Source organism: Streptomyces sp. NPDC059003 (assembly GCF_042740445.1).
GTDB lineage: Bacteria > Actinomycetota > Actinomycetes > Streptomycetales > Streptomycetaceae > Streptomyces.
On the sequence record NZ_JBHYJH010000081.1, the window covers coordinates 1 to 19,451 of the forward strand.

At 71.1% G+C, this 19,451-nt stretch carries 15 protein-coding genes; 8 read left to right on the forward strand and 7 right to left on the reverse strand.

Features of this window, described 5'->3' with window-relative positions; genetic code table 11:
- Positions 1 to 61: 61 nt before the first annotated feature.
- Positions 62 to 1,012, reverse strand: coding sequence for a LysR family transcriptional regulator (locus ACFWZ5_RS26005; protein WP_384794511.1), 951 nt, complete (start codon positions 1,010 to 1,012; stop codon positions 62 to 64).
- A gap of 45 nt (positions 1,013 to 1,057) precedes the next feature.
- Between ACFWZ5_RS26005 and ACFWZ5_RS26010 the strand changes: the two genes are divergently transcribed.
- Positions 1,058 to 2,017 carry a serine hydrolase gene (locus tag ACFWZ5_RS26010; RefSeq protein WP_384794459.1) on the forward strand — a complete coding sequence of 320 codons (960 nt, stop codon included), beginning with the start codon at positions 1,058 to 1,060 and terminating at the stop codon, positions 2,015 to 2,017.
- A gap of 73 nt (positions 2,018 to 2,090) precedes the next feature.
- Entirely contained in the window at positions 2,091 to 3,077 is a 987-nt protein-coding gene (locus ACFWZ5_RS26015) for an MBL fold metallo-hydrolase (protein ID WP_384794461.1), read from the forward strand.
- Here the strand turns inward: ACFWZ5_RS26015 and ACFWZ5_RS26020 are convergent.
- Genes ACFWZ5_RS26020 through ACFWZ5_RS26030 form a run of 3 tightly spaced genes read right to left on the reverse strand, consistent with a single transcriptional unit; the run spans position 3,074 to position 6,483 of the window.
- Positions 3,074 to 3,820, reverse strand: coding sequence for a succinate dehydrogenase/fumarate reductase iron-sulfur subunit (locus tag ACFWZ5_RS26020; RefSeq protein ID WP_384794463.1), 747 nt, complete (start codon positions 3,818 to 3,820; stop codon positions 3,074 to 3,076). The genes ACFWZ5_RS26015 and ACFWZ5_RS26020 overlap by 4 nt on opposite strands.
- Positions 3,817 to 5,772, reverse strand: coding sequence for a fumarate reductase/succinate dehydrogenase flavoprotein subunit (locus ACFWZ5_RS26025; protein WP_384794465.1), 1,956 nt, complete (start codon positions 5,770 to 5,772; stop codon positions 3,817 to 3,819). The genes ACFWZ5_RS26020 and ACFWZ5_RS26025 overlap by 4 nt, the downstream gene beginning before the upstream one ends.
- A 3-nt stretch (positions 5,773 to 5,775) precedes the next feature.
- Positions 5,776 to 6,483, reverse strand: a complete 708-nt coding sequence (locus ACFWZ5_RS26030) for a succinate dehydrogenase (protein ID WP_384794467.1) — start codon at positions 6,481 to 6,483, stop codon at positions 5,776 to 5,778.
- 94 nt (positions 6,484 to 6,577) lie between these two features.
- Between ACFWZ5_RS26030 and ACFWZ5_RS26035 the strand changes: the two genes are divergently transcribed.
- The 4 genes from ACFWZ5_RS26035 to ACFWZ5_RS26050 all read left to right on the forward strand — a co-directional run bounded on the left by ACFWZ5_RS26035 (position 6,578) and on the right by ACFWZ5_RS26050 (position 12,498).
- Positions 6,578 to 7,462 carry a LysR family transcriptional regulator gene (locus ACFWZ5_RS26035; protein ID WP_384794469.1) on the forward strand — a complete coding sequence of 295 codons (885 nt, stop codon included), beginning with the start codon at positions 6,578 to 6,580 and terminating at the stop codon, positions 7,460 to 7,462.
- Between the two features lie 291 nt (positions 7,463 to 7,753).
- Positions 7,754 to 10,462 (forward strand): class IV lanthionine synthetase LanL, encoded by a 2,709-nt coding sequence (lanL, locus tag ACFWZ5_RS26040; protein WP_384794471.1) that lies wholly within the window; start codon positions 7,754 to 7,756, stop codon positions 10,460 to 10,462.
- Positions 10,459 to 12,330 carry an alpha/beta hydrolase family protein gene (locus ACFWZ5_RS26045; protein ID WP_384794473.1) on the forward strand — a complete coding sequence of 624 codons (1,872 nt, stop codon included), beginning with the start codon at positions 10,459 to 10,461 and terminating at the stop codon, positions 12,328 to 12,330. The genes lanL and ACFWZ5_RS26045 overlap by 4 nt, the downstream gene beginning before the upstream one ends.
- A gap of 33 nt (positions 12,331 to 12,363) precedes the next feature.
- Positions 12,364 to 12,498, forward strand: coding sequence for a hypothetical protein (locus ACFWZ5_RS26050; RefSeq protein WP_384794475.1), 135 nt, complete (start codon positions 12,364 to 12,366; stop codon positions 12,496 to 12,498).
- A 70-nt stretch (positions 12,499 to 12,568) separates the two neighbouring features.
- On the opposite strand, the gene ACFWZ5_RS26055 is transcribed toward ACFWZ5_RS26050, so the two are convergent.
- On the reverse strand, positions 12,569 to 12,703 hold the full coding sequence (locus ACFWZ5_RS26055; RefSeq protein WP_384891313.1) for a hypothetical protein: 135 nt from the start codon (positions 12,701 to 12,703) through the stop codon (positions 12,569 to 12,571).
- A gap of 229 nt (positions 12,704 to 12,932) precedes the next feature.
- On the opposite strand from ACFWZ5_RS26055, the gene ACFWZ5_RS26060 reads away from it, so the two are divergent.
- Positions 12,933 to 14,639, forward strand: a complete 1,707-nt coding sequence (locus tag ACFWZ5_RS26060) for an ABC transporter ATP-binding protein (protein ID WP_384794479.1) — start codon at positions 12,933 to 12,935, stop codon at positions 14,637 to 14,639.
- The gene (locus ACFWZ5_RS26065; protein ID WP_384794481.1) at positions 14,636 to 16,300 is read left to right on the forward strand and encodes an ATP-binding cassette domain-containing protein; all 1,665 of its coding nucleotides are present in this window, start codon (positions 14,636 to 14,638) and stop codon (positions 16,298 to 16,300) included. The genes ACFWZ5_RS26060 and ACFWZ5_RS26065 overlap by 4 nt, the downstream gene beginning before the upstream one ends.
- A 95-nt stretch (positions 16,301 to 16,395) precedes the next feature.
- On the opposite strand, the gene ACFWZ5_RS26070 is transcribed toward ACFWZ5_RS26065, so the two are convergent.
- Positions 16,396 to 18,537 (reverse strand): putative bifunctional diguanylate cyclase/phosphodiesterase, encoded by a 2,142-nt coding sequence (locus tag ACFWZ5_RS26070; protein WP_384794483.1) that lies wholly within the window; start codon positions 18,535 to 18,537, stop codon positions 16,396 to 16,398.
- Positions 18,534 to 19,346, reverse strand: a complete 813-nt coding sequence (locus ACFWZ5_RS26075; protein WP_384794513.1) for an SAM-dependent methyltransferase — start codon at positions 19,344 to 19,346, stop codon at positions 18,534 to 18,536. The genes ACFWZ5_RS26070 and ACFWZ5_RS26075 overlap by 4 nt, the downstream gene beginning before the upstream one ends.
- Between the last annotated feature and the right edge of the window lie 105 nt (positions 19,347 to 19,451).

Genomic DNA, 19,451 nt, shown 5'->3' on the forward strand with positions numbered 1-19,451 from the left:
AGAAGGGGGCCTGGGGGCGGAGCCCCCAGTTCGGGAAGGGGCGGGGTGGGGGACAAGGCCGTCACACGTCGCCGTACACCACCGCCCACGGCCGTGTCCTCCCCTCCTCCCCCGTCCGCAGGACGGACGACGTCAGGTCCCGCGCCAGCACATCCGCCGCGAGGCGGGCAAAACGCTCGGCCCCCGCATGCGCCCCCTGCACGGGCCACGCCCCCGTGAGCCGTTGCGTCACCGGACGCCCGGCCAGGGGACGCCACACCACCCGCGGCTCCTTGCGCGCCGCGGGCCCCCGCTCGAAGGCCACGCCCACCCCCGCCGCGACGAGCCCCAGCAGGAACTCGGAGTTGCGCGCGTGCCGCACGCGGGCGGGCACGAAACCGCCGGAGCGGCAGACGTCGAGCGTGGCGTCGTACCAGCCGGGCGCGGCGTCGCGCGGGCACAGGACCAGGTCGTGCCCGCGGAGGTCGGCGAGGTCGACCTCCGCGAGGCGGGCCAGGGGCGAGGTGCGCGGGAGCACCACGCCGAGGTCGACGGTGACCTCGGGACCGACGGCCAGGCCGGTGGCGTCCACGGGCTGGTGCAGGAGGCCCACGTCGAGACCGCCGGAGGCGAGCAGCCGCAGCTGTTCCTGCGTGGACACCTCCTGGAGGTCCACGCGCAGACCGGGCGCGTGCTCCGCACAGGCGGCGAGCAGCGCGTGCAGCACGGGCGCCGCCGTGTCCTCCGGCACGCCCGCGCGCAGCGTGCCGACGTCGCCGTCCACGGCCCGCCGTACGAGCGAGCGCAGCCGCTCCTCACGGACGAGCAGGTCCCGCGCCTCGTCGTACAGCACGGAACCGGCCGCGGTCAGCCTGACCTGCCGGTTCGAGCGGTCGAAGAGTTCGGCGCCGAGCTCCTTCTCCAGGCGGCGGACCGCCTGGCTGAGCGGCGGCTGCGCCATGCCGAGCACCTCCGCGGCCCGGCTGAAGTGCAGCTCTTCGGCCGTGACGACGAAAATACGCAGGTGCCGCAGGAGATCCACGCGGCGAGCGTAGGCGATACGGGAGTGAGGGGCGGGATGAGGGTCGAGGAGCGCATCCGGGAGGTCTTCGCGCGGGCGGGCGCGGAGGGGGCGGTGCACGCGGTGCGGATCGGGGGCGAGGGCGGGCCTCCTTCCGGGGGCGTCCGGGACGCCCCGGACGGTCCTGAGGTCGGCCTCGCCGCCGACGAGCCCGTCGCCATCTCCTCTGTCTTCAAGCTGCTCCTCGTCCTGGAGTTCGCGCGTCAGGTCGACGCCGGGCAGCTCGACCCGCGGGAGCGGGTCCTGGTGACGGACGACCACCGGCTCGGCGGCTGGGGCACCGCGGGCTGTGTCGACGACGTCGAGATCTCGCTGCGCGACCTCGCGTACTTCGCGCTGACCGTGAGCGACAACTCCGCCGCCGACATCCTGCTCGGCCGGGTCGGCCTGGACACGGTGCAGCTGCTCGCCCGGGAGCTCGGCCTCGCGGACACCCGGATCGTGGGCGGGCCCCGGGAGGCGCTCGCGTCGATGCTCACCGACGTCGGCGCGCGCGGCCCGGAGGAGTTCGCGGCGCTCTACCGGGCCCTGCCGGACGAGCGGAAGCGGCGCCTGAGCGTCCTCGACCCGCGGCGCGCGAACGCCAGCACGCCGCGCGACGTCACCCGGCTGCTCGGCCTCATCTGGCGGGACGCCGCCGGACCGGACCGCGCGTGCGCGTACGTGCGGGAGTTGATGGGGCGCCAGGTGTTCCGGCACCGGCTCACCTCGGGGTTCCCCGACGACGTACGCATTGCCGCGAAGACCGGGACGCTGCCGGGGCTGCACATCGAGGTGGGCGTCGTGCGCTTCCCCGAAGGGGACGAGTACGCCGTCGCGGTGTTCGCGCGGAGCCGCGCGCTGGTCCCCGACCTCACCCGGGTCGACGCCGCGATCGGTACGGCGGCCCGGCTCGCCGTGACGTATCTCCGCTCTGACCTGCACCGCTCTGACCTGCACCGCTCTGACCTGCGGTGATATGCGAACGCATATCGAGCATGCGCGGTTCTGATCTTGGACGTGGCCCCGTTGAGCCTGCTGTCCTTCCGCCATGAACCTCCCTGACGCACACCCCCGTACCGCCCGCCGCACCCTCCTGCGCGGCGCCGCCCTGGGCGCGGCCGCCCCGCTGCTGCCCGCCGCCGCGTCGGCCGACGCCCGCCCGGCCGGTGCCCCCGCGCGCCCCGTCTCGTACCGCTGGCTCGGCACGTCGGGCTGGCGGATCGACATACAGCGGCAGACCCGGACAACAACTGTCCTGGTCGACCCCTACGTCACCCGCTTCGACACCGGCCTGTTCACCGGCTCCTTCGACCTCGCGACCCGGCTGCGCACCGACAAGCCCCTGGTCCGCAAGCACGCGGGCACGCCCGAGGTCATCTGCGTCACGCACACCCACTGGGACCACCTCAACGACGTGCCCTACCTGGCCCGTTCGACGGGTGCCCGGGTCATCGGCACCGAGACGACGTACCACGTGCTGCGGTCCTTCGGGGTGGACGCGGGGCAGCTCTCCGTCGTCAAGGGCGGGGAGGTGCTCGACTTCGACGGGTTCGTGGTGGAGGTGGCGAGCTCGCGGCACAGCCGGAACGGCTCGTACTCCTACTTCGCGCCCGGCACCCTGCACGCCCCGCCCAGGACCGCGCCCCGGACGGTCTCCGATCTGCCCGAGGGCGACACTCTCGCGTTCAAGGTGACGCCGGACGGCGCGCCCTCGGCGCTGTTCATGGGGGCGAGCGACTTCGACGAGCGGTCCTTCGCCGGCCTTGAGCCGGACATCGCCATGGTCGCGTGCGCGTCGAGCCCGGCCACGCACCGCTATGTGCCGCGGCTGCTCGACGCGCTCGGCCACCCCGACGTGCTGGTGCCGGTGCACTGGGACGACTTCGAGAAGCCGCTGAGCCGGCCGCCCCGCAAGGACGGCACGGGCCTGGACGACTTCCTCGCCCAGGCCCGTGCGGCCGCCCCCGGCGCCCGGATCGTGGTGCCGGACTACACGACGGTGTACGGGGCGGACCTGCGGCCCGCCGCCGGCTAGCGCGGCGCCTTGCGCGCGGCCCGCAGCCACTCCTTGTTCATCGCCGCGATCGACGGCAGCGGGATGCCCTTCGGGCAGGCGGTGGCGCACTCGCCGGTGAGGGTGCAGCCGCCGAAGCCCTCCGCGTCCATCTGCGCGACCATGTCGAGGACGCGGGTCTCGCGCTCGGGCGCGCCCTGCGGCAGGACGTTCAGATGGTTGACCTTGGCCGAGGTGAACAGCATCGCCGAGCCGTTGGGGCAGGCGGCCACGCAGGCGCCGCAGCCGATGCACTCGGCGTGCTCGAAGGCAGAGTCGGCGTCCGGCTTCGGCACGGGAGTGGCGTGTGCCTCCGGTGCCGCGCCCGTCGGGGCGCTGATGTAGCCGCCGGCCTGGATGATGCGGTCGAAGGCGGAGCGGTCGACGACCAGGTCCTTGACGACCGGGAAGGCCGCCGCGCGCCACGGCTCGACGTCGATGGTGTCGCCGTCCTTGAAGGACCGCATGTGCAGCTGGCAGGAGGTGGTGCGCTCGGGCCCGTGCGCGTCGCCGTTGATGACGAGCGAGCAGGCGCCGCAGATGCCCTCGCGGCAGTCGTGGTCGAAGGCGACCGGGTCCTCGCCCTTGAGGATGAGCTCCTCGTTGAGGGTGTCGAGCATCTCCAGGAAGGACATGTCGGAGGAGATGTTGTCCACCTCGTACGTGGACATGGCGCCTTCGGCGTCGGTGGTGCGCTGGCGCCAGACGCGCAGGGTGAGCTTCATGCGTAGCTCCGCTGAGTGGGGTGGACGTACTCGAAGACCAGGTCTTCCTGGTGCAGGACGGGGGCGGTGCCGGTGCCGGTGAACTCCCAGGCGGCCGCGTACGAGAACTCCTCGTCCTTGCGGGCGGCCTCGCCGTCGGGCGTCTGGGACTCCTCGCGGAAGTGGCCGCCGCAGGACTCGGAGCGGTGCAGGGCGTCGAGGCACATGAGCTCGGCGAGCTCCAGGTAGTCGACGATCCGGTTGGCCTTCTCCAGGGACTGGTTGAACTCCTCGCCGGTGCCGGGCACCTTGATGCGGCGCCAGAACTCCTCGCGGATCTGCGGGATGCGTTCGAGGGCCTTGCGCAGTCCGGTGTCCGTGCGGGCCATGCCGCAGAACTCCCACATCAGCTCGCCGAGCTCGCGGTGGAAGGAGTCCGGGGTGCGGTCGCCGTCGACGGCGAGGAGCCGGGTCAGGCGGTCCTCGGTCTCGGCGACCACCTCGCGGACGGCGGGGTGGTCGGCGGTGACCTCGGCGTGGTGCGGGTTGCGGGCGAGGTAGTCGTTGATGGTCGAGGGCAGGACGAAGTAGCCGTCCGCGAGGCCCTGCATCAGGGCGGAGGCGCCGAGGCGGTTCGCGCCGTGGTCGGAGAAGTTGGCCTCGCCGATCGCGAACAGGCCGGGGACGGTGGTCTGGAGGTCGTAGTCGACCCACAGGCCGCCCATCGTGTAGTGCACGGCGGGGTAGATCCGCATCGGCACCTCGTACGGGTTCTCCGCGGTGATCCGCTCGTACATGTCGAAGAGGTTGCCGTACTTCGCCTCGACCGCCTTGCGGCCCATGCGCCGGATGGCGTCGGCGAAGTCGAGGTAGACGCCCTGGCCGCCGGGGCCGACGCCGCGGCCCTCGTCGCAGACGTTCTTGGCGGCGCGGGACGCGATGTCGCGCGGCACGAGGTTGCCGAAGGACGGGTAGATGCGCTCCAGGTAGTAGTCGCGCTCGTCCTCGGGGATCTCGTTCGCGGGCCGCGTGTCGCCCTTGGCCTTCGGCACCCAGATGCGGCCGTCGTTGCGCAGCGACTCGCTCATCAGGGTCAGCTTGGACTGGTGGTCGCCGGTGCGCGGGATGCAGGTGGGGTGGATCTGGGTGAAGCAGGGGTTGGCGAAGTACGCGCCGCGCCGGTGCGCCCGCCACACGGCGGTGGCGTTGGAGTTCATGGCGTTCGTCGACAGGTAGAAGACGTTGCCGTAGCCGCCGCTCGCCAGGACGACGGCGTCCGCGAAGTGGCTGGAGATCTCGCCGGTGATCAGGTCGCGGGCGACGATGCCGCGGGCCCGTCCGTCCACGACGATCAGGTCCAGCATCTCGGTGCGCGGGTGCAGCTCGACGTTCCCGGCGGCGATCTCCTTCGACAGCGCCTGGTACGCGCCGAGCAGCAGCTGCTGGCCCGTCTGGCCGCGGGCGTAGAAGGTGCGGGAGACCTGGACGCCGCCGAAAGACCGGGTGTCGAGCAGGCCGCCGTACTCGCGGGCGAACGGCACGCCCTGGGCCACGCACTGGTCGATGATCTCGACGGAGATCTGCGCGAGCCGGTGCACGTTGGACTCCCGGGCGCGGAAGTCGCCGCCCTTGACGGTGTCGTAGAAGAGCCGGTGGATGGAGTCGCCGTCGTTGCGGTAGTTCTTCGCGGCGTTGATGCCGCCCTGCGCGGCGATCGAGTGGGCGCGGCGCGGCGAGTCCTGGTAGCAGAACTGCACGACGTGGTAGCCCTGTTCGGCGAGCGTGGCGCCCGCGGAGCCGCCGGCGAGGCCGGTGCCGACGACGATGACGGTGTGCTTGCGGCGGTTGGCGGGGTTGACCAGCTTCGCCTCGAAGCGGCGGGTGTCCCAGCGCTCGGCGATCGGGCCCCCGGGGGCCTTGCTGTCGACGACCGGGTCCCCGGTCGCGTACTCGGCGTATTCACGGGAAGTCATCGGTCAGCTCACCACTCCGGTCATGACGCCCACGGGCACGGACACGAATCCGGCCGTGAGCAGCAGTGCGAGGCCATTGGCCGTGGCCTTGAGGACGCGGTCGCGGGTCGCGCTGCCCACGCCGAGGGTCTGTGCGGCGCTCCAGAAGCCGTGCCGGACGTGGAAGCCGACGGCGACCACGGCGACGATGTAGATCACGTTGCCGTACCAGGTGGAGAAGGTGTCGATGACGTTCTGGTACGGGTGCAGGTGCTCGTACTCGCCCGGGTGCACGGTGCCGGTCGTCAGGTCCAGGATGTGCCAGACGATGAACAGGGCGAGGATGATGCCGCCCCAGCGCATGGTGCGCGTCGCGTAGCTGGCGCGCGGCTTCTTGTGCACGTACTTGCTCGGGCGCGCCTTGATGTCGCGCCTGCTGAGCTGGTACGCGGACACGGCGTGCGCGAAGACCGCGGCGACGAGCACGACGCGGACGACCCACAGGGTCCACTCCCAGCGCATGACGGGCTCGCCGAGGGTGCGCAGCCAGTGCGCGTAGTGGTTGAAGTCGCCGGGCCCGAAGAAGATCTTGAGGTTCCCGATCATGTGGGCGACCAGGTAGAGCAGCATGATCAGGCCGCTCACCGCCATCACGGTCTTCTTGCCGACGGTGGAGTCCCACACCGTCCGGGGAAGTGACGGCCGTCGGTCCGTCCGCGTTGCCAGAGCCATGTCAGGCACGCTACGGCCGAAGGCCCCGATCAGTCCAAGAGATGGTTTGGCTCATCTCGATAGCCAGAGCCTATGTACGGGGTAGCGTGGGGGCATGCAGTTCCAGCAGCTGGTGTACTTCGTCGCCGTCGCCGAGACCCGGCACTTCACGCGCGCCGCCGAGCGCGTCCACGTCTCGCAGCCGTCCCTGTCGCAGCAGGTGCGCGCCCTGGAGAGCGAGCTGGGCGCCGAGCTGTTCAGCCGGGCCCGGGGCAACATCGCGCTCACCGACGCGGGCGAGGCGCTGCTCCCGCTGGCCCGCCGCATCCTCGCCGACGCCGACACGGCCCGCATCGAGGTGCAGGAGCTGGCCCAGCTGCGCCGCGGCCGGGTGCGCCTCGGCGCCACGCCCAGCGTCTGCACGGGACTGCTCCCGCAGGTCCTGCGCGCCTTCCACGACCAGCACCCCGGCATCCAGCTGCTCATCGAGGAGGGCGGCAGCCACGACCTCGTGCGCCATCTCGCGCGCGGCGCGCTCGACCTGGCGCTCGTGGTCCTTCCGCTGCCGAGCCCGTCGCCCGCCCTGACGACCGTGGAGCTGCTGCGCGAGGACCTGGTCGTGGTGGCGTCCCCGGACGCGCCGGACGCGCCGGACTTCGGTGCGACGGCGCGGATCGCCGATCTGCAGGGCGAGCGCCTCGTGATGTTCCGGCACGGGTACGACCTGCGGGAGCTCACGGTCGCCGCCTGCCGCGCGGAGGGCTTCGAGCCGGAATTCGCGGTCGAGGGCGGCGAGATGGACGCGGTCCTCGGCTTCGTCCGCGCCGGGCTCGGCGTGGCCGTGGTGCCCCGTATGGTCGCGGAGCGCTCCGGCGGCGACCTGCGCATGACGCCGCTCGCCCGGCCGCGCCTGCGCCGCACGATCGCGCTCGCGCACCGCAGCGACGTGGCACCGCCGCGCGCGGCGCGGGAGTTGCAGCGGATGCTGCTGGAGCAGTGACGCACCCCACGGTCGACACCGCGGGTACGGAGACGATTCAAGCCACTCCGGTGCGGGAGTGGGATCGCAGAAGGAGGCTGTTTCAGCCGCCCCGACTCAGCCGACTCGCCCCGTCGCCCGGCATGTCCCGTTCCGAATCACTTGCCAACAGCCGATTCAAGGTTCCGTCAAGGTCTGCGTCAAGCCCAGTTCGGGACGCTGCAGCGACGGAACCAGGCGGTGCTCGGCGATCGGGGAGGCACAGTGGAACTAGGGCGGCGTTCGGGGCTCGATTCCGGCCACAACTCATATGTGGCTGACTACAAGCGACTCCGTGACGAACTGGCTCCGCGGCATGGATGGCGACACGACGTCGGTGACATGTGGTGCTACGTCACCCCGCCGGGATCTCACCTGCGGACGCAGGGGTGGAAGATACATCTCTCCGCCACTCCACGATCTGCCGTGGACGTCCTGACCGCCGCCACCCGGGTCCTCTTCCAGCAGGCCGCGGCATTCAAATTCGCCCACGGAACCCGCCAATTGCGCTCGCTGCTCTCGATCCGGATGGACCGGGGGTCGGGCGGCAAGTTCATCACCGTGTACCCCGACAGCGACGAGCAGTTCGTCGAGCTGCTGGGACTCCTGGACGAGGCCACACGGGGCCTCGACGGGCCCGCGATCCTTTCGGACCGGCGGTACCGCGACGGCGGCCTCGTCCACTATCGGTACGGCGGCTTCAGCGGCAGCCAGCAGGTCCTCGACGTGGACGGATCGTATGTGCCCATGCTGGTGGCTCCGGACGGCGGCTGGGAACGCGACCAGCGCAACGGCTGGTTCTCACCGCCCTCCTGGGCACTCCTGCCCGCCGGTGTCCCGAGCCCCGCAGCCGACCGGGCCGCGGAGTCCGGCGACCGGTCGAAGGTGCTCCTCAACGACCGCTTCATGGTGTACGAGGCGATACGACACTCCAACCGGGGCGGCGTCTACCGAGCACTCGACTGCGGCGACGGTGACCGCAAGGTCGTGATCAAGGAGGCTCGTCCCTTCATCGGCGCCGAGCACGACGGGACGGACGCACGCGACTACCTGCGCAACGAGCACGCCACCCTCTCCGCCCTAGCACCCCTGGGTGTGGCGCCACGGCCCGTGGACCTCTTCGACTACCAGGGGCACCTCTTCCTCGCGGAGGAGGAAGTGCCGGGCACCACCCTGCGGACGTGGGTGGAGCAGCACGTCGTCGACGAGCCCACCCGCGCTCTGCCGCTGAGCACGGTGCTGCCGCTGGCCCGGCGCGTCCTGGACATCGTGCGCACCGTGCACGACAAGGGATTCGTCCTGCGTGACCTCACACCGAGCAACGTAATGGTCACTCCCGACAGTGAACTCATGCTGATCGACACCGAGTTCGCCGCGGTTCCCGGCGAGCTCGTCACCCGGGTGCAGACGCCGTCCTATGCCGCGCCCGAAGAGCTCACCGGCCCCACGCGCTATCCCGCGCCGACCGCGTCGGCCGACCTCTACGGCGTGGGAGCCACCCTGTTCTACCTCTGCACCGGCGCGCACCCGGTGATCGCCGCGGACGGTCTTGGCGAGGAGAACACGCCACAGCGTCCGTATGACGAGCGCGTACGGTGGCTCGTGCACGCGGTCGCGGTGAACAATCCGGCGCTTGCGGCGCTCTCGCCCCTCGTACGGGGGCTGATGCGGCGGGAGCCGGGCCGGCGGATCACGCTGGTCGAAGCCGGCGACCTGCTCGACGGGGTGAGGAACACCGCTGCGACAGCGCCGGACGCCCTCTCGTTGCGCACCGATGACCCTGAACGGTTGCTCACCGACGGCTGGCGTCAGCTGGTACGTGGCATGACCCCGGACGACAACCGCTCTCTGTGGCCCGCCCCGCCGATGGAAGGGCGCCTGTTCGACACGCTCGCGGTTCAAGCCGGGGCCGGCGGGACCCTTGAGGTCATGCGCCGGGGCTCGGGGACCCATGCGGGAGCGGCCGAACTCGGCGCGGCCCTGCGCACCGCCCTGAACTGGCTCGACCTGCGAGCCGACCGCGAACGTCGGCAGTTGCCGGGGCTGTACTTCGGCCGCGCGGGCACCTACTGGGCGATGTATGAGGCAGCCGACACTCTGGGAGACCACGAGGTGCGGCACCGCAGCGTCGAACGGGCGAAACACCTGCCGGTGGTCTGGGCCAACCCCGACATCACCCATGGGGTGGCAGGCAACGGCCTGGCTCAACTCCACTTGTGGCGCCGTACCGGCGACGCCGAGTTCCGTGAGCGGGCGGAGCTGTGCGTACGAGCCGTGCTCGCCAAGCGCACGCCGGACGGGCTGAAGTGGCCGGTCCCCGCGCAGATGAGCGGCGCCGACGCCGGGCTCGCGCACTACGGGTTCGCTCATGGTGTCGCCGGGATCAGCACCTTCCTGCTGGCGGCAGCGCGTGAGCTCAACCGGCCGGACCTCCTGGAATCCGCCGTCGCCAGTGGCGACTTCCTCCTGTCCGCCGCCGCGCGGGAGGGCGCCGGCCTCGCCTGGCCGGCCGCGCACCGGACCACGGACTCGGCCCCCTCATCACGGGTGTGCTGGTGGTGCAGCGGGGCCCCGGGGATCGGAGCGTTCCTCATCCGCCTGTGGCGGGCCACCGGCGAGGACCGCTTCCGCGAGGCGGCACACCGGGCCGCGATCGGCACCCGCAGCAACCGCTGGCTCCAGTCCGCCTCGCACTGCCACGGGCTCGCGGGCAACGGGGAGTTCCTGCTCGACATGGCCGCCGCGACCGGCGACGTCGTGTACCGCGCCTGGGCTGACGAACACGTGGCGTCGCTGTACCGTCTGGCCGCCCTGTACGAGGGCCGCCTGGTGATCCTGGACGAGACCAACGCCGGGATGACCTACAGCTACAACCTGGGCATGGCGGGCCCGATCGGCTTCCTGCACCGGTCCCTGCACGGCGGCGAACGCTGGTGGATGGTGGACGACTTCGCTCTGGCTCCCCGGGGAGGCGAGCGGTGAGCGTCGCCGGAACGCTGCCCGACGCGTTCACCCGCACCTGGTCCACGCTGACGACTCTGCGCTCCCGGATGAGCTTCCGGTTCTCTGCGGCCGGCCGTAGCGCCGCCGCTCTGGTCTCGGACGGACGCGGCTTCCTCTTCTGCGAGTACTGGGATCTGGTCGGCGGTACGAGCAAGAGTGGCACCCCTGGATGCCGTCCCGTTCCCGAATTCCGGATCAACGCGCTCCAGGACGGCGAACGCACAGCACCGCCCTACGACGCCGTACCCTTCGACGACAGCTCCGTCCTGGTTGTCGGGCCCGAGTCCGTCGTACAGGTGGCACCGACGGGAGTCGTCTCCCCCGCCGGAAGGCTCCCCTTCCGGCCGTCGGTCATCGCACCGGCCCCCGACGGCTCGCGGTCGGTCCTGTTCTTGGGCCGCGAGGACGGTGCCGCCTGGTCCGCGTGGCGGTGGGGCGAAGGAGCGGGACTCGTCGGCCCGCTGTACGTGCTGCCCGCACTGCACCCCCGCGGCGGCGGCTGGCTGGACCCGGGAGCACGCCGGTACGCACTGAACGTACGGTCGGCGGAGGGGCAGACCACATCCCCGGCAGTCCTCGACGTCGAGACGGGCGCCCTGTCGAGGCTGCCGCTCGTCGCCCCCAGTGACCACGACCTGGTGTGGCACACGGCACCCCGTGCCGGTGAGGTGCTCCTGGTGACGAACCGGGAAGGACGGCGCGAACTGTGCCTGCACGGACCCCACGGCTCCCGGGCCTTGAGGTCCCCGCACCAGATGGAGGGCACGGTGGTTCCGCTCGCGCTGCACCCGTGCGGCGACCTGGTCCTGCTCAACGAGAGCGACGGCCTGCGCCAGCGGCTGGCTGTTCTGGACACCCGTCAGGACACCGTGCTCCGGCTGCCGGACCCACCCGAGTGTGCCATCGGTGCGGCGGCCTGGGCGGAACAGTCCCCGGAATCCACCGCCGTATGGGCCCTGGCCGTCGGCCCTGGACTGCCACCACGGATGCTCGGCGCGACCGTCGCTCCTAGCGGGAGGGCCTCCGGATGGAGGGAACTCAGGGACGGCACCGAAGCGGGCGAGCACACCGGCTGGGCACCTGGCCGGTTGGAGAGGCTGCCGGGCAGCGACGGCGACATCGAGGTCGTGGTGTGCGGGCACGAGGACTGGCGCAGTGCTCCGCAGGTCGCCATCGCCCTGCACGGGGGCCCCGCGGACCAGTGGTCGTTGAAGTTCTCGCAGCTCTTCCAGCTCTTCGCCGCACACGGCATCACCGTGATCGCCCCCAACCCTCGCGGCAGCACGGGATACGGCGATCGGTTCCAGCGAGCGATCGTCGGCGCCTGGGGAGGCCCGGACCTGGCTGACGTCGTTGCTCTCTCCCGCCACGTACATGCCCAACGTGGCGCGGAGCGGCCGCTGCTGCTGTATGGGGCGAGCTACGGCGCCTTCCTGGCCCTGCTCGCGACCGCGGCGGTCCCCGCTCTGTGGGCCCGGACGTTGGCCGTGTCCCCCATGCTCAGCGCGGACCGGCTCTACCTGGAAGCCAAGGATTCGGTGCGCGCCATGATCGACCGGCTCGGCGGGCGTACCGTCCTGGCCGACGCCCACGGCCCACGCGACATGCTGAGCCGAGCATCACGCCTCACCACTCCACTCGCTCTGATCCACGGACAGAACGACACCGTGATCCCGCCGAGTCACTCCCGGCGGCTCGTCGCGGAACTCGAACGTCTCGGCCGTACGCGCGGCGTCGACTTCCACCACTTGGAGGTCGCAGGCGCCGGGCACAGTCCGCTCGACGGTTCGGCCGAGCTGCACCGAACCGCGGCCCAGTACCTGGCCTTCGGCATCTGGCCCGCGTGATCCGCCACCCATGGAACGGAAGGAGGTGAACACATGTCGATCTCGATCGAGGACCTCCAGGAGCTGGAGGCGACCGAGGAGGGTCTTGGCTGCCCGATCCTGGGTTCCTGCTGCAGCGGCGGCATTCCGACGATCTTCACGTGCTTCGGTTGCACATTCACTTGGTGACGGCACATCAGCCGCACTCATCCGCACACACCACTGAGGGGTACCCCTTGTCCCTATCCGTTCAGGACCTTCAGGAACTGCCCGCCACTGAAGAGACTGCGCTCGCGGGCGACTGCTGCTGGAACAGCGTGTTCGACGGCTGCCAGTTCTTCTCGCTCACCGTCTCCAGCTGCCACAGCTGCACCAACACCGGCAGCTGATCCACCAGAACTCACCTCGACTTCGAAGGAGAAGCAATGAGTACGGACGTCGCGGCCCTGCAGCGTATGCAGAGCACCGAGAACGAGCTGACGCCTCCGGGGTGCTGCGCCCTCGCGTCCCTCTTCACCTGCCCCTACCGCACCTTCGACTAGGGCGGTGAGACGGTGGCCGCCCCGGGCTCTTCCGAGGCGGCCACCCGTCCGCCACCACTACCACGGAAGGAATCAGCCCACGTGCCGTCCCACGAGCGCCTGCTGACCGACACTCTGCGAGCGACGCGCGGCTGGATCGCGTTGTACGCGGCCTCCTCAGTCGCTTCCGCAGCGACCGCCCTGCTGATTCCGGTCACCCTCGCCACCGCGGCCGACGCGGTCCTCACCCGGTCCTCGGGGGCCATGCCCCTGGTCCTCATGGCCGCTCTGACCGCCGCAGCGGCCCTGGCCACGGCCACGGGCGAGATCGCCGAGGTCAAGGCGTCGAGCGGGGCGACGGCCCACCTGCGACATCGGCTGCTGCGGCACGTACTCGCGTGGGATCTGCGCGGACAGCGCCTCTTCCCGACCGGGGACCTCCTCAGCAGGCTCCTCCAGAGCACCGCGGAAAGCGCCCGGCTCGTGCCCGCTGTCGGCGGCGGTCTCGTGTCCGCCCTGACCTCGCTGGGCGGGGTCGTGGCGCTCTTCCTGATCGATCCCGCCACCGGGCTGACCTTCCTGTGCGGCGCCCCGGCGATCTGGCTGATCGCCAAGGCCTTCTTCCGGCGCAGCACCGCGCTCACCGAGGACTACCAGCGCGTGCACGGGGAACTCGCCACACGCTTCCAAGGCGCAATCCGCGGCCACCTCACCATCCGTGCGGCGGCTTCGGCCGACCGAGAGGCGGCCCGGATCCTCGCGCCGATGCCCCGCCTCCGGGCGTGCGGCCTCGCGTTCTTCCACGCGCAGCGATCCGCCGGGTGGCAGGTGTCCCTGATCGCCCCGGTCCTCCAGGTCGGAGTGCTGGCCACCGCTGGATACGGAGTGTCGGCCGGTCGCGTGTCGCCTGGAGGACTCGTGGCTGTTTCGGGGTACCTCACCCTGGCCTACGGCCTCTTCCAGCAGATCAGCGTCCTCGCGAGCCTCGGACAGGTGCACGGATCCGCTCGCAGGCTGCACGAGGTGTTCGCGGTCCCTGCCGCTGCCCGCGCCAACGCCGGCGTCCCGCCCGGGCCGGCGGCTCTGCGCCTGAGCGGTGTCCATGTCAGCGACGGCGGACAGCCCGCACTCGACGGCGTCGACCTCGACGTTCCCGCCGGCGGCTGTGTGGCGGTGGTGGGGGCTTCCGGCGCCGGGAAGAGCACGCTGGCCGCTGTCGCCGGAGGCCTGTTGCGCCCCGATGCGGGGACCGTCGCCCTCAACGGCGTCGATATGGCCGAGGTCGCACCCGACGTCCTGGGCAGCGAGGTCGCGTACGCCTTCGAACATCCCGAACTCCTCGGCACCACCGTGCGTGACGCCATCGGCTACGGCGGTCGCCCGGTCGGTGAAGCGAGCATCGCCGCCGCGCTTCAGCACAGTGCCGCCGCCGATTTCGTGGCCAGGCTCCCGTTGCGCCTGGACACGCCGCTCGCCGGGCTGAGGCTTTCCGGTGGTGAGTTCCAACGGCTCGGTCTCGCACGCGCGTTCAGCCGGGACGCCCGGTTGCTCATCCTGGACGACGCCACCTCCAGCGTCGATACGATGACCGAACAGCTCATCGCCAAGGCCTTGCACACCCAGCGTGTGACGCGACTGGTCGTGACCCATCGGGAGGCTACGGCGGCACGCGCCGACCTCGTCCTCTGGCTTGAGCACGGCACTGTCGCGGGGTTCGGGCCCCATAGGGAGCTGCTGAAGCTGCCCGGCTACGCGGCGCTCTACGCACGCGAGGCCAACCGTTGCCAGACCGAGGCGGCGACTTCATGACGTCCACGCAACAGCTGACGGCGTGGAAACTCGTCCGTCCGGCCCTCACCGCCGAACGCGGGGCCCTGGCCCGCATCGTCGGCTGGTCGCTCCTGGAAGCCGTCCCCGTGCTGCTGTCCGGACACCTCATCGCCCAGGCGGTGGACCGCGGGTTCCTCGCCGACGCACCGGGGACCGGACTCCTGATCCTGTGCTGTTACGCGTTCGCCCTGATCTTGGGATCCCTCGGGACACGCCAGCTCATGCCGTCGCTGGCACGGGTCACCGAGTCCATCCGCGACCGCCTGGTCACCCATGTGGTGACAACGGCCATGCTCCAGTCGCAACACGGCATCGCGCCGGACTCCAGCGAGGTCGCCCGCACCACCCGCCAGACCGAGTCGGCGCGTCAGATCACGGCAGGCCTGCTGATGAGCGCCCGCACCGTGGTGTTCTCGTCGGCGGCTGTGGCCCTGGGACTGAGCACCATCGCTCCGCTGATCGCCGTCGTCTGCCTCGTCTGTCTGCTGCTCGCCGGGGCACTCCTCGTCAACGTCTCTCGCCGACTGCGAAGGCGGTACGGTCACTTCCTGGCCTGCGAGGAAGAGCTCGCCGAGCACAGTGGCCGGGTGCTTGAAGCACTGCGCGACATCGCCGCGTGCGGTGCCTCCGTCAGGGCCGCGCGGGACGTCGGCCGCGTCGTGGACAAGCAGGCCGCCGCCTCCGTGGCCACCGCCTGGGCGGGATCCGGACGTATCGCCGTCATCATCGTCGGCGCACGACTTCCGCTGCTGGTGACCCTGCTCCTGGCCCCCCGGCTCGTGGCATCGGGAAGTGCCACGCCGGGCACGATTCTGGGGGCGCTCACCTACCTGGTCACCGGCCTTGAACCAGCGCTGCGCTCGATCATCCTCACGGTGGGCAACATGGGCGTCCAACTGCACGTTCTCCTCCTCTCGTTGGCCAAGCGCGCGGTTCCTCCCCCACCACCGCCCGGCCGCTCCCACACCGTGGGTGCGACCAGCCTCAGCCTGCACCACGTCACGTTCTCTTACGGCCCACACGCCGCACCCGTGGTGGTGGACCTCAGCCTGCGCATCGAGGCCGGAGAGCATGTCGCGATCGCCGGTCCGAGCGGCGCCGGGAAGTCCACCCTCGCCCGCCTCCTGGCCGGTTTGGAGACACCTGACTCCGGTGAGGTCCGACTGGGCGAGCGCGGTCTGCCACAGTTCGCCCCGTCCGTTCTCCGGTCAACAATGGCTCTCATTCCGCAGGAGTCGTACGTGTTCGCCGGAACCGTGCGAGAGAACCTCTGCTACCTGCGACCGAGCTCCCAACCGGCCACCCCCGCCGAATTGGAGCACGCCATCACGCTGTTCGACCTGGAGGAAACCGTCACCCGTGCCGGAGGAGTCGACGGTGTCATCGAACAGCCCCTGTCCCTCCCTCAAGGGCAGCGGCAGCTGATCGTCCTCGCCCGGGCGTACCTCTCGGGGGCACGCGTGCTCATCCTCGACGAGGCGACCTGTCACCTGGACGCGTCCCACGAGGCCCGCGCCGAGGAGGCGCTGATGAACCGCCCGAACACCACGTTGATCGTGATAGCCCACAGAACCAGCTCCGTCGGACGAGCCCGGAAAGTCGTCGTGGTCGGTGCAGAAGACAGGCGGGCGGCACGGTGAGTGAGCGGGTGGGCGGCGGCCGAGGGAAAAGCCCGACCGGCGCGTGAGGACGAGGCCACAGGCCGATCACCCGCCCAGGACCCAGGACGCCCGCGTCAGGAAACGTCTGCGAGTGCCAGCTCGTGCAGCTGGTCCGGCGGCCCGGGCCGCGCGTAATACCAGCCCTGAGCGGTATCGCAGCCGAGCTCCCGCAACTGGTCGGCCTGCGTCCCGGTCTCCACGCCCTCCACCGTCACGGCCAGGTCCAGGCTGTGCGCGAGGGACACGATGCCCTCGACGATCTTCAGGTCGACCGGGTCGACGGGGTAGTGCTGCATGCCCTGCGTGAAGGCACGGTCGAGCTTCAGGACGCTGACGGGAAGGCGCCGCAGGTTCGCCAGGTTCGAGTACCCCGTGCCGAAGTCGTCGAGTGCGATGTCCACACCCATCTCGGCGAGCCGTCTCAGCGGCTTGAGCAGATCCTCGTCGGCACCGATCAGCGCGGACTCGGTGACTTCCAGGCACAGCGCGCCCGGCGCGAGGCCCGCGTTCTCCAGGATCTCGACGGTGTCGGCGACCAGGCGGGGGTGGGTGAGCTGGCACGGGGACAGGTTCACGTTCACGCGCAGCGGGCCCGCGTCGGCGTGCCGCGCCTCCCAGGTGCGGGCCTGGCGCACGGACTCCTCGAGGACCCAGCGCCCGAGCGGCACGATCAGACCGGTGTGCTCGGCGAGCGGAATGAAACGGTCCGGGCTGATCACGCCGTGCTGCGGGTGCAGCCAGCGCACCAGGGCCTCCGCGCCGCGCACGCTGCCGTCGCCGAGGTGCACGAGCGGCTGGTACTCGATGAAGAACTCGCCGCGCTCCAGGGCGAGGGGCAGCGCCGTGGTCAGGCCGTGCCGGGTGATCGCGCGGGCGTCGGCCTCCGGATCGGCCAGCTCGTAGCGGTTGCCGCCCGCGTGCTTGGCGCGGTACATCGTGATGTCGGCGCTGCGCAGCACCTCCGCTGCGCCGCGCTCGGCGGCCGGGCCCTCGACGATGCCGATGGAGCCGCGCACGGTCAGCTCGCGCCCTTCGACGCGGATCGGGGTGGCGAGCGCGTTCATGATGCGCCCGGCGAGCTCGTCGACCTCCCGCTCCGTGTCCGGTCCCGTGGTCAGGGCCACGAACTCGTCGCCGCCGAGCCGCGCGACCATCTCGCCGGGCGCCGTCGCGCACGCCTGGAGACGGTCGGCGACCTCCACGAGCAGCCGGTCGCCCGCCGCGTGCCCGAGGCTGTCGTTGACGGTCTTGAAGCCGTCGAGGTCCAGATAGCAGAGCCCGAACCGGGCGTTCGCGCCCGCCGAGAGGGCCTTCTCCAGGCGCTCGAAGAACAGCGTCCTGTTGGGCAGTCCGGTGAGCGCGTCGTGCGTCGCCTCGTAGCGCAGGCGCAGGTTCAGGAGTCTGCGCTCGGTGGTGTCCTCGATCAGGGCCAGCTGGTACTGCGGCACTCCGTCGGCGTCGCGCAGCAGGGACACCGTCAGATTGGTCCACAGCACGGTGCCGTCGGGGCGGTAGAAGGCCTTCTCCACGCGGTAGTGCTCGCGCTCGCCGCGCACCAGCTCCTCGTAGAGCTTCCACATGTGCGGCGAGTCGTCGGGGTGCGTCCAGTCCACCACGTTGTGCCCGCGCAGCTGCCGTTCGAGGCCGCCGAACATCCGCACCAGGGCGTCGTTGACCTCCAGGACGGTGCCTTCGAGGTCGGCGATGCCGATGCCGATCGCGGCGCCGTGGAACACCGCGCGGAAGCGTGCCTCGCTCGCGTGCAGGGCCTCGGCGACGGTGCCGCGCGCGTCGAGGGCCGCCCGCGATATGGCCTCCTGCTCGGCGAGGGTCCGCTCGCGCAGGGCCCGCGCGAAGCCCGCGGCGACCGCGTGCTGGATGCGGGCGCTGCGGGCCCGCAGCTCCTCGCGCTCCCCGGTCCCGCTGTCCGCCCCGCAGTACAGGACGAGGTAGGCGTCGACGACGTCGAGCGTGCGGCTGAGCGCCTCCGGCTCCGTGCAGTGCGTCTCGACCAGGGCGGCGCCGACCGCCTCACTGTCGGCCGCGCGGAAGGCCCGCTCCTCCAGGGCGTCCCGCAACCGCCGGGCGAGCGGCTCAAGTTGGCGCTCGAACTCGGGCCGGGTCAGCGACGTGGCGGTCACCGGGAACACCGCGCGGCTCCAGATCGTGGCGAACCTGCGCAGTCTGTCCTCCGGCCCGTCCGGTTCCGCGCTCAACGCTTGCGTCCCACGCCGGCCAACCCGGAGAAGGACCACGGGTCCTCCTCCAGGAGCTCCGTGTCGGCCCGCCACTGCGGCATCGGCACGAGGCCGGGTTCCACCATGTCGTATCCCTCGAAGAACCGCGCGATCTCTGCACGCGATCGCATGATCAATGGATTGCGGATGTCCTTGTACACGCCGACGGCCCCTTCGGCCTGCTCCTCGGGGACCGGTATCCCTTCGTACGAGACATGAGTCAGGGCGATCACGCTGCCGGGGGCACATGCGTCCCGCAGCACACCGACCGCCGCGTACGGATCGTACGCGTCCTCGACGAAGTGGAGTATGGCCACCAGCAAAAGCGCCACCGGCCGCTCGGTGTCGAACAGGCCCTTCGCCTCGGAACTGCCCAGGATGTCCCTTGGTTTGCGCAGGTCGGCGTAGACGACGGCGGCCCGCTCGTCGCCGTCGACGACCGTACGGGTGTGAGCCACGGCGACCGGGTCGTGGTCCACGTACAGCACGCGCGCCTCGGCGTACGCGCCCCGGGCCGTCTCGTGCACCGTCCCGAAAGAGGGCATTCCGCAACCGATGTCAAGGAACTGGGTGATGCCCTCGTCGGCGGCGAAACGCACAGCTCGGCGCATGAAGGCACGATTCGCCTGAGCGATCTTGGGCAGCCCCGGCAGGAATTCCATCGCCCTGCGGGCCGCGGCCCGGTCCGCCTCGAAGTTGTGCGCGCCCCCCAGGTAGCGGTCATTGATCCGGGCCACGCTCGGCATCGTGATGTCGATGCCGGGCGGGGCCCAGGCGGAACGCTCCATCAACACTCCAAGGCTTGGGGGGCGGACACAGGCCAGCCGGTGTTCGAAGGTGAGGCTACTGATCGTCAGCCAGAGGAGCGAGTCAAACCGGAAATTGGCCGTCCG

What these genes read in the sequence shown, in the direction of transcription:
- ACFWZ5_RS26065 (WP_384794481.1), top strand. Translation starts at nt 14,636, where the DNA reads ATGACGTCCACGCAACAGCTGACGGCGTGGAAACTCGTCCGTCCGGCC.
- ACFWZ5_RS26015 (WP_384794461.1), top strand. Translation starts at nt 2,091, where the DNA reads ATGAACCTCCCTGACGCACACCCCCGTACCGCCCGCCGCACCCTCCTG.
- ACFWZ5_RS26050 (WP_384794475.1), top strand. Translation starts at nt 12,364, where the DNA reads ATGTCGATCTCGATCGAGGACCTCCAGGAGCTGGAGGCGACCGAGGAG.
- ACFWZ5_RS26025 (WP_384794465.1), bottom strand. Translation starts at nt 5,772, where the DNA reads ATGACTTCCCGTGAATACGCCGAGTACGCGACCGGGGACCCGGTCGTC.
- ACFWZ5_RS26035 (WP_384794469.1), top strand. Translation starts at nt 6,578, where the DNA reads ATGCAGTTCCAGCAGCTGGTGTACTTCGTCGCCGTCGCCGAGACCCGG.
- ACFWZ5_RS26030 (WP_384794467.1), bottom strand. Translation starts at nt 6,483, where the DNA reads ATGGCTCTGGCAACGCGGACGGACCGACGGCCGTCACTTCCCCGGACG.
- ACFWZ5_RS26020 (WP_384794463.1), bottom strand. Translation starts at nt 3,820, where the DNA reads ATGAAGCTCACCCTGCGCGTCTGGCGCCAGCGCACCACCGACGCCGAA.
- ACFWZ5_RS26075 (WP_384794513.1), bottom strand. Translation starts at nt 19,346, where the DNA reads ATGGAGCGTTCCGCCTGGGCCCCGCCCGGCATCGACATCACGATGCCG.
- ACFWZ5_RS26010 (WP_384794459.1), top strand. Translation starts at nt 1,058, where the DNA reads ATGAGGGTCGAGGAGCGCATCCGGGAGGTCTTCGCGCGGGCGGGCGCG.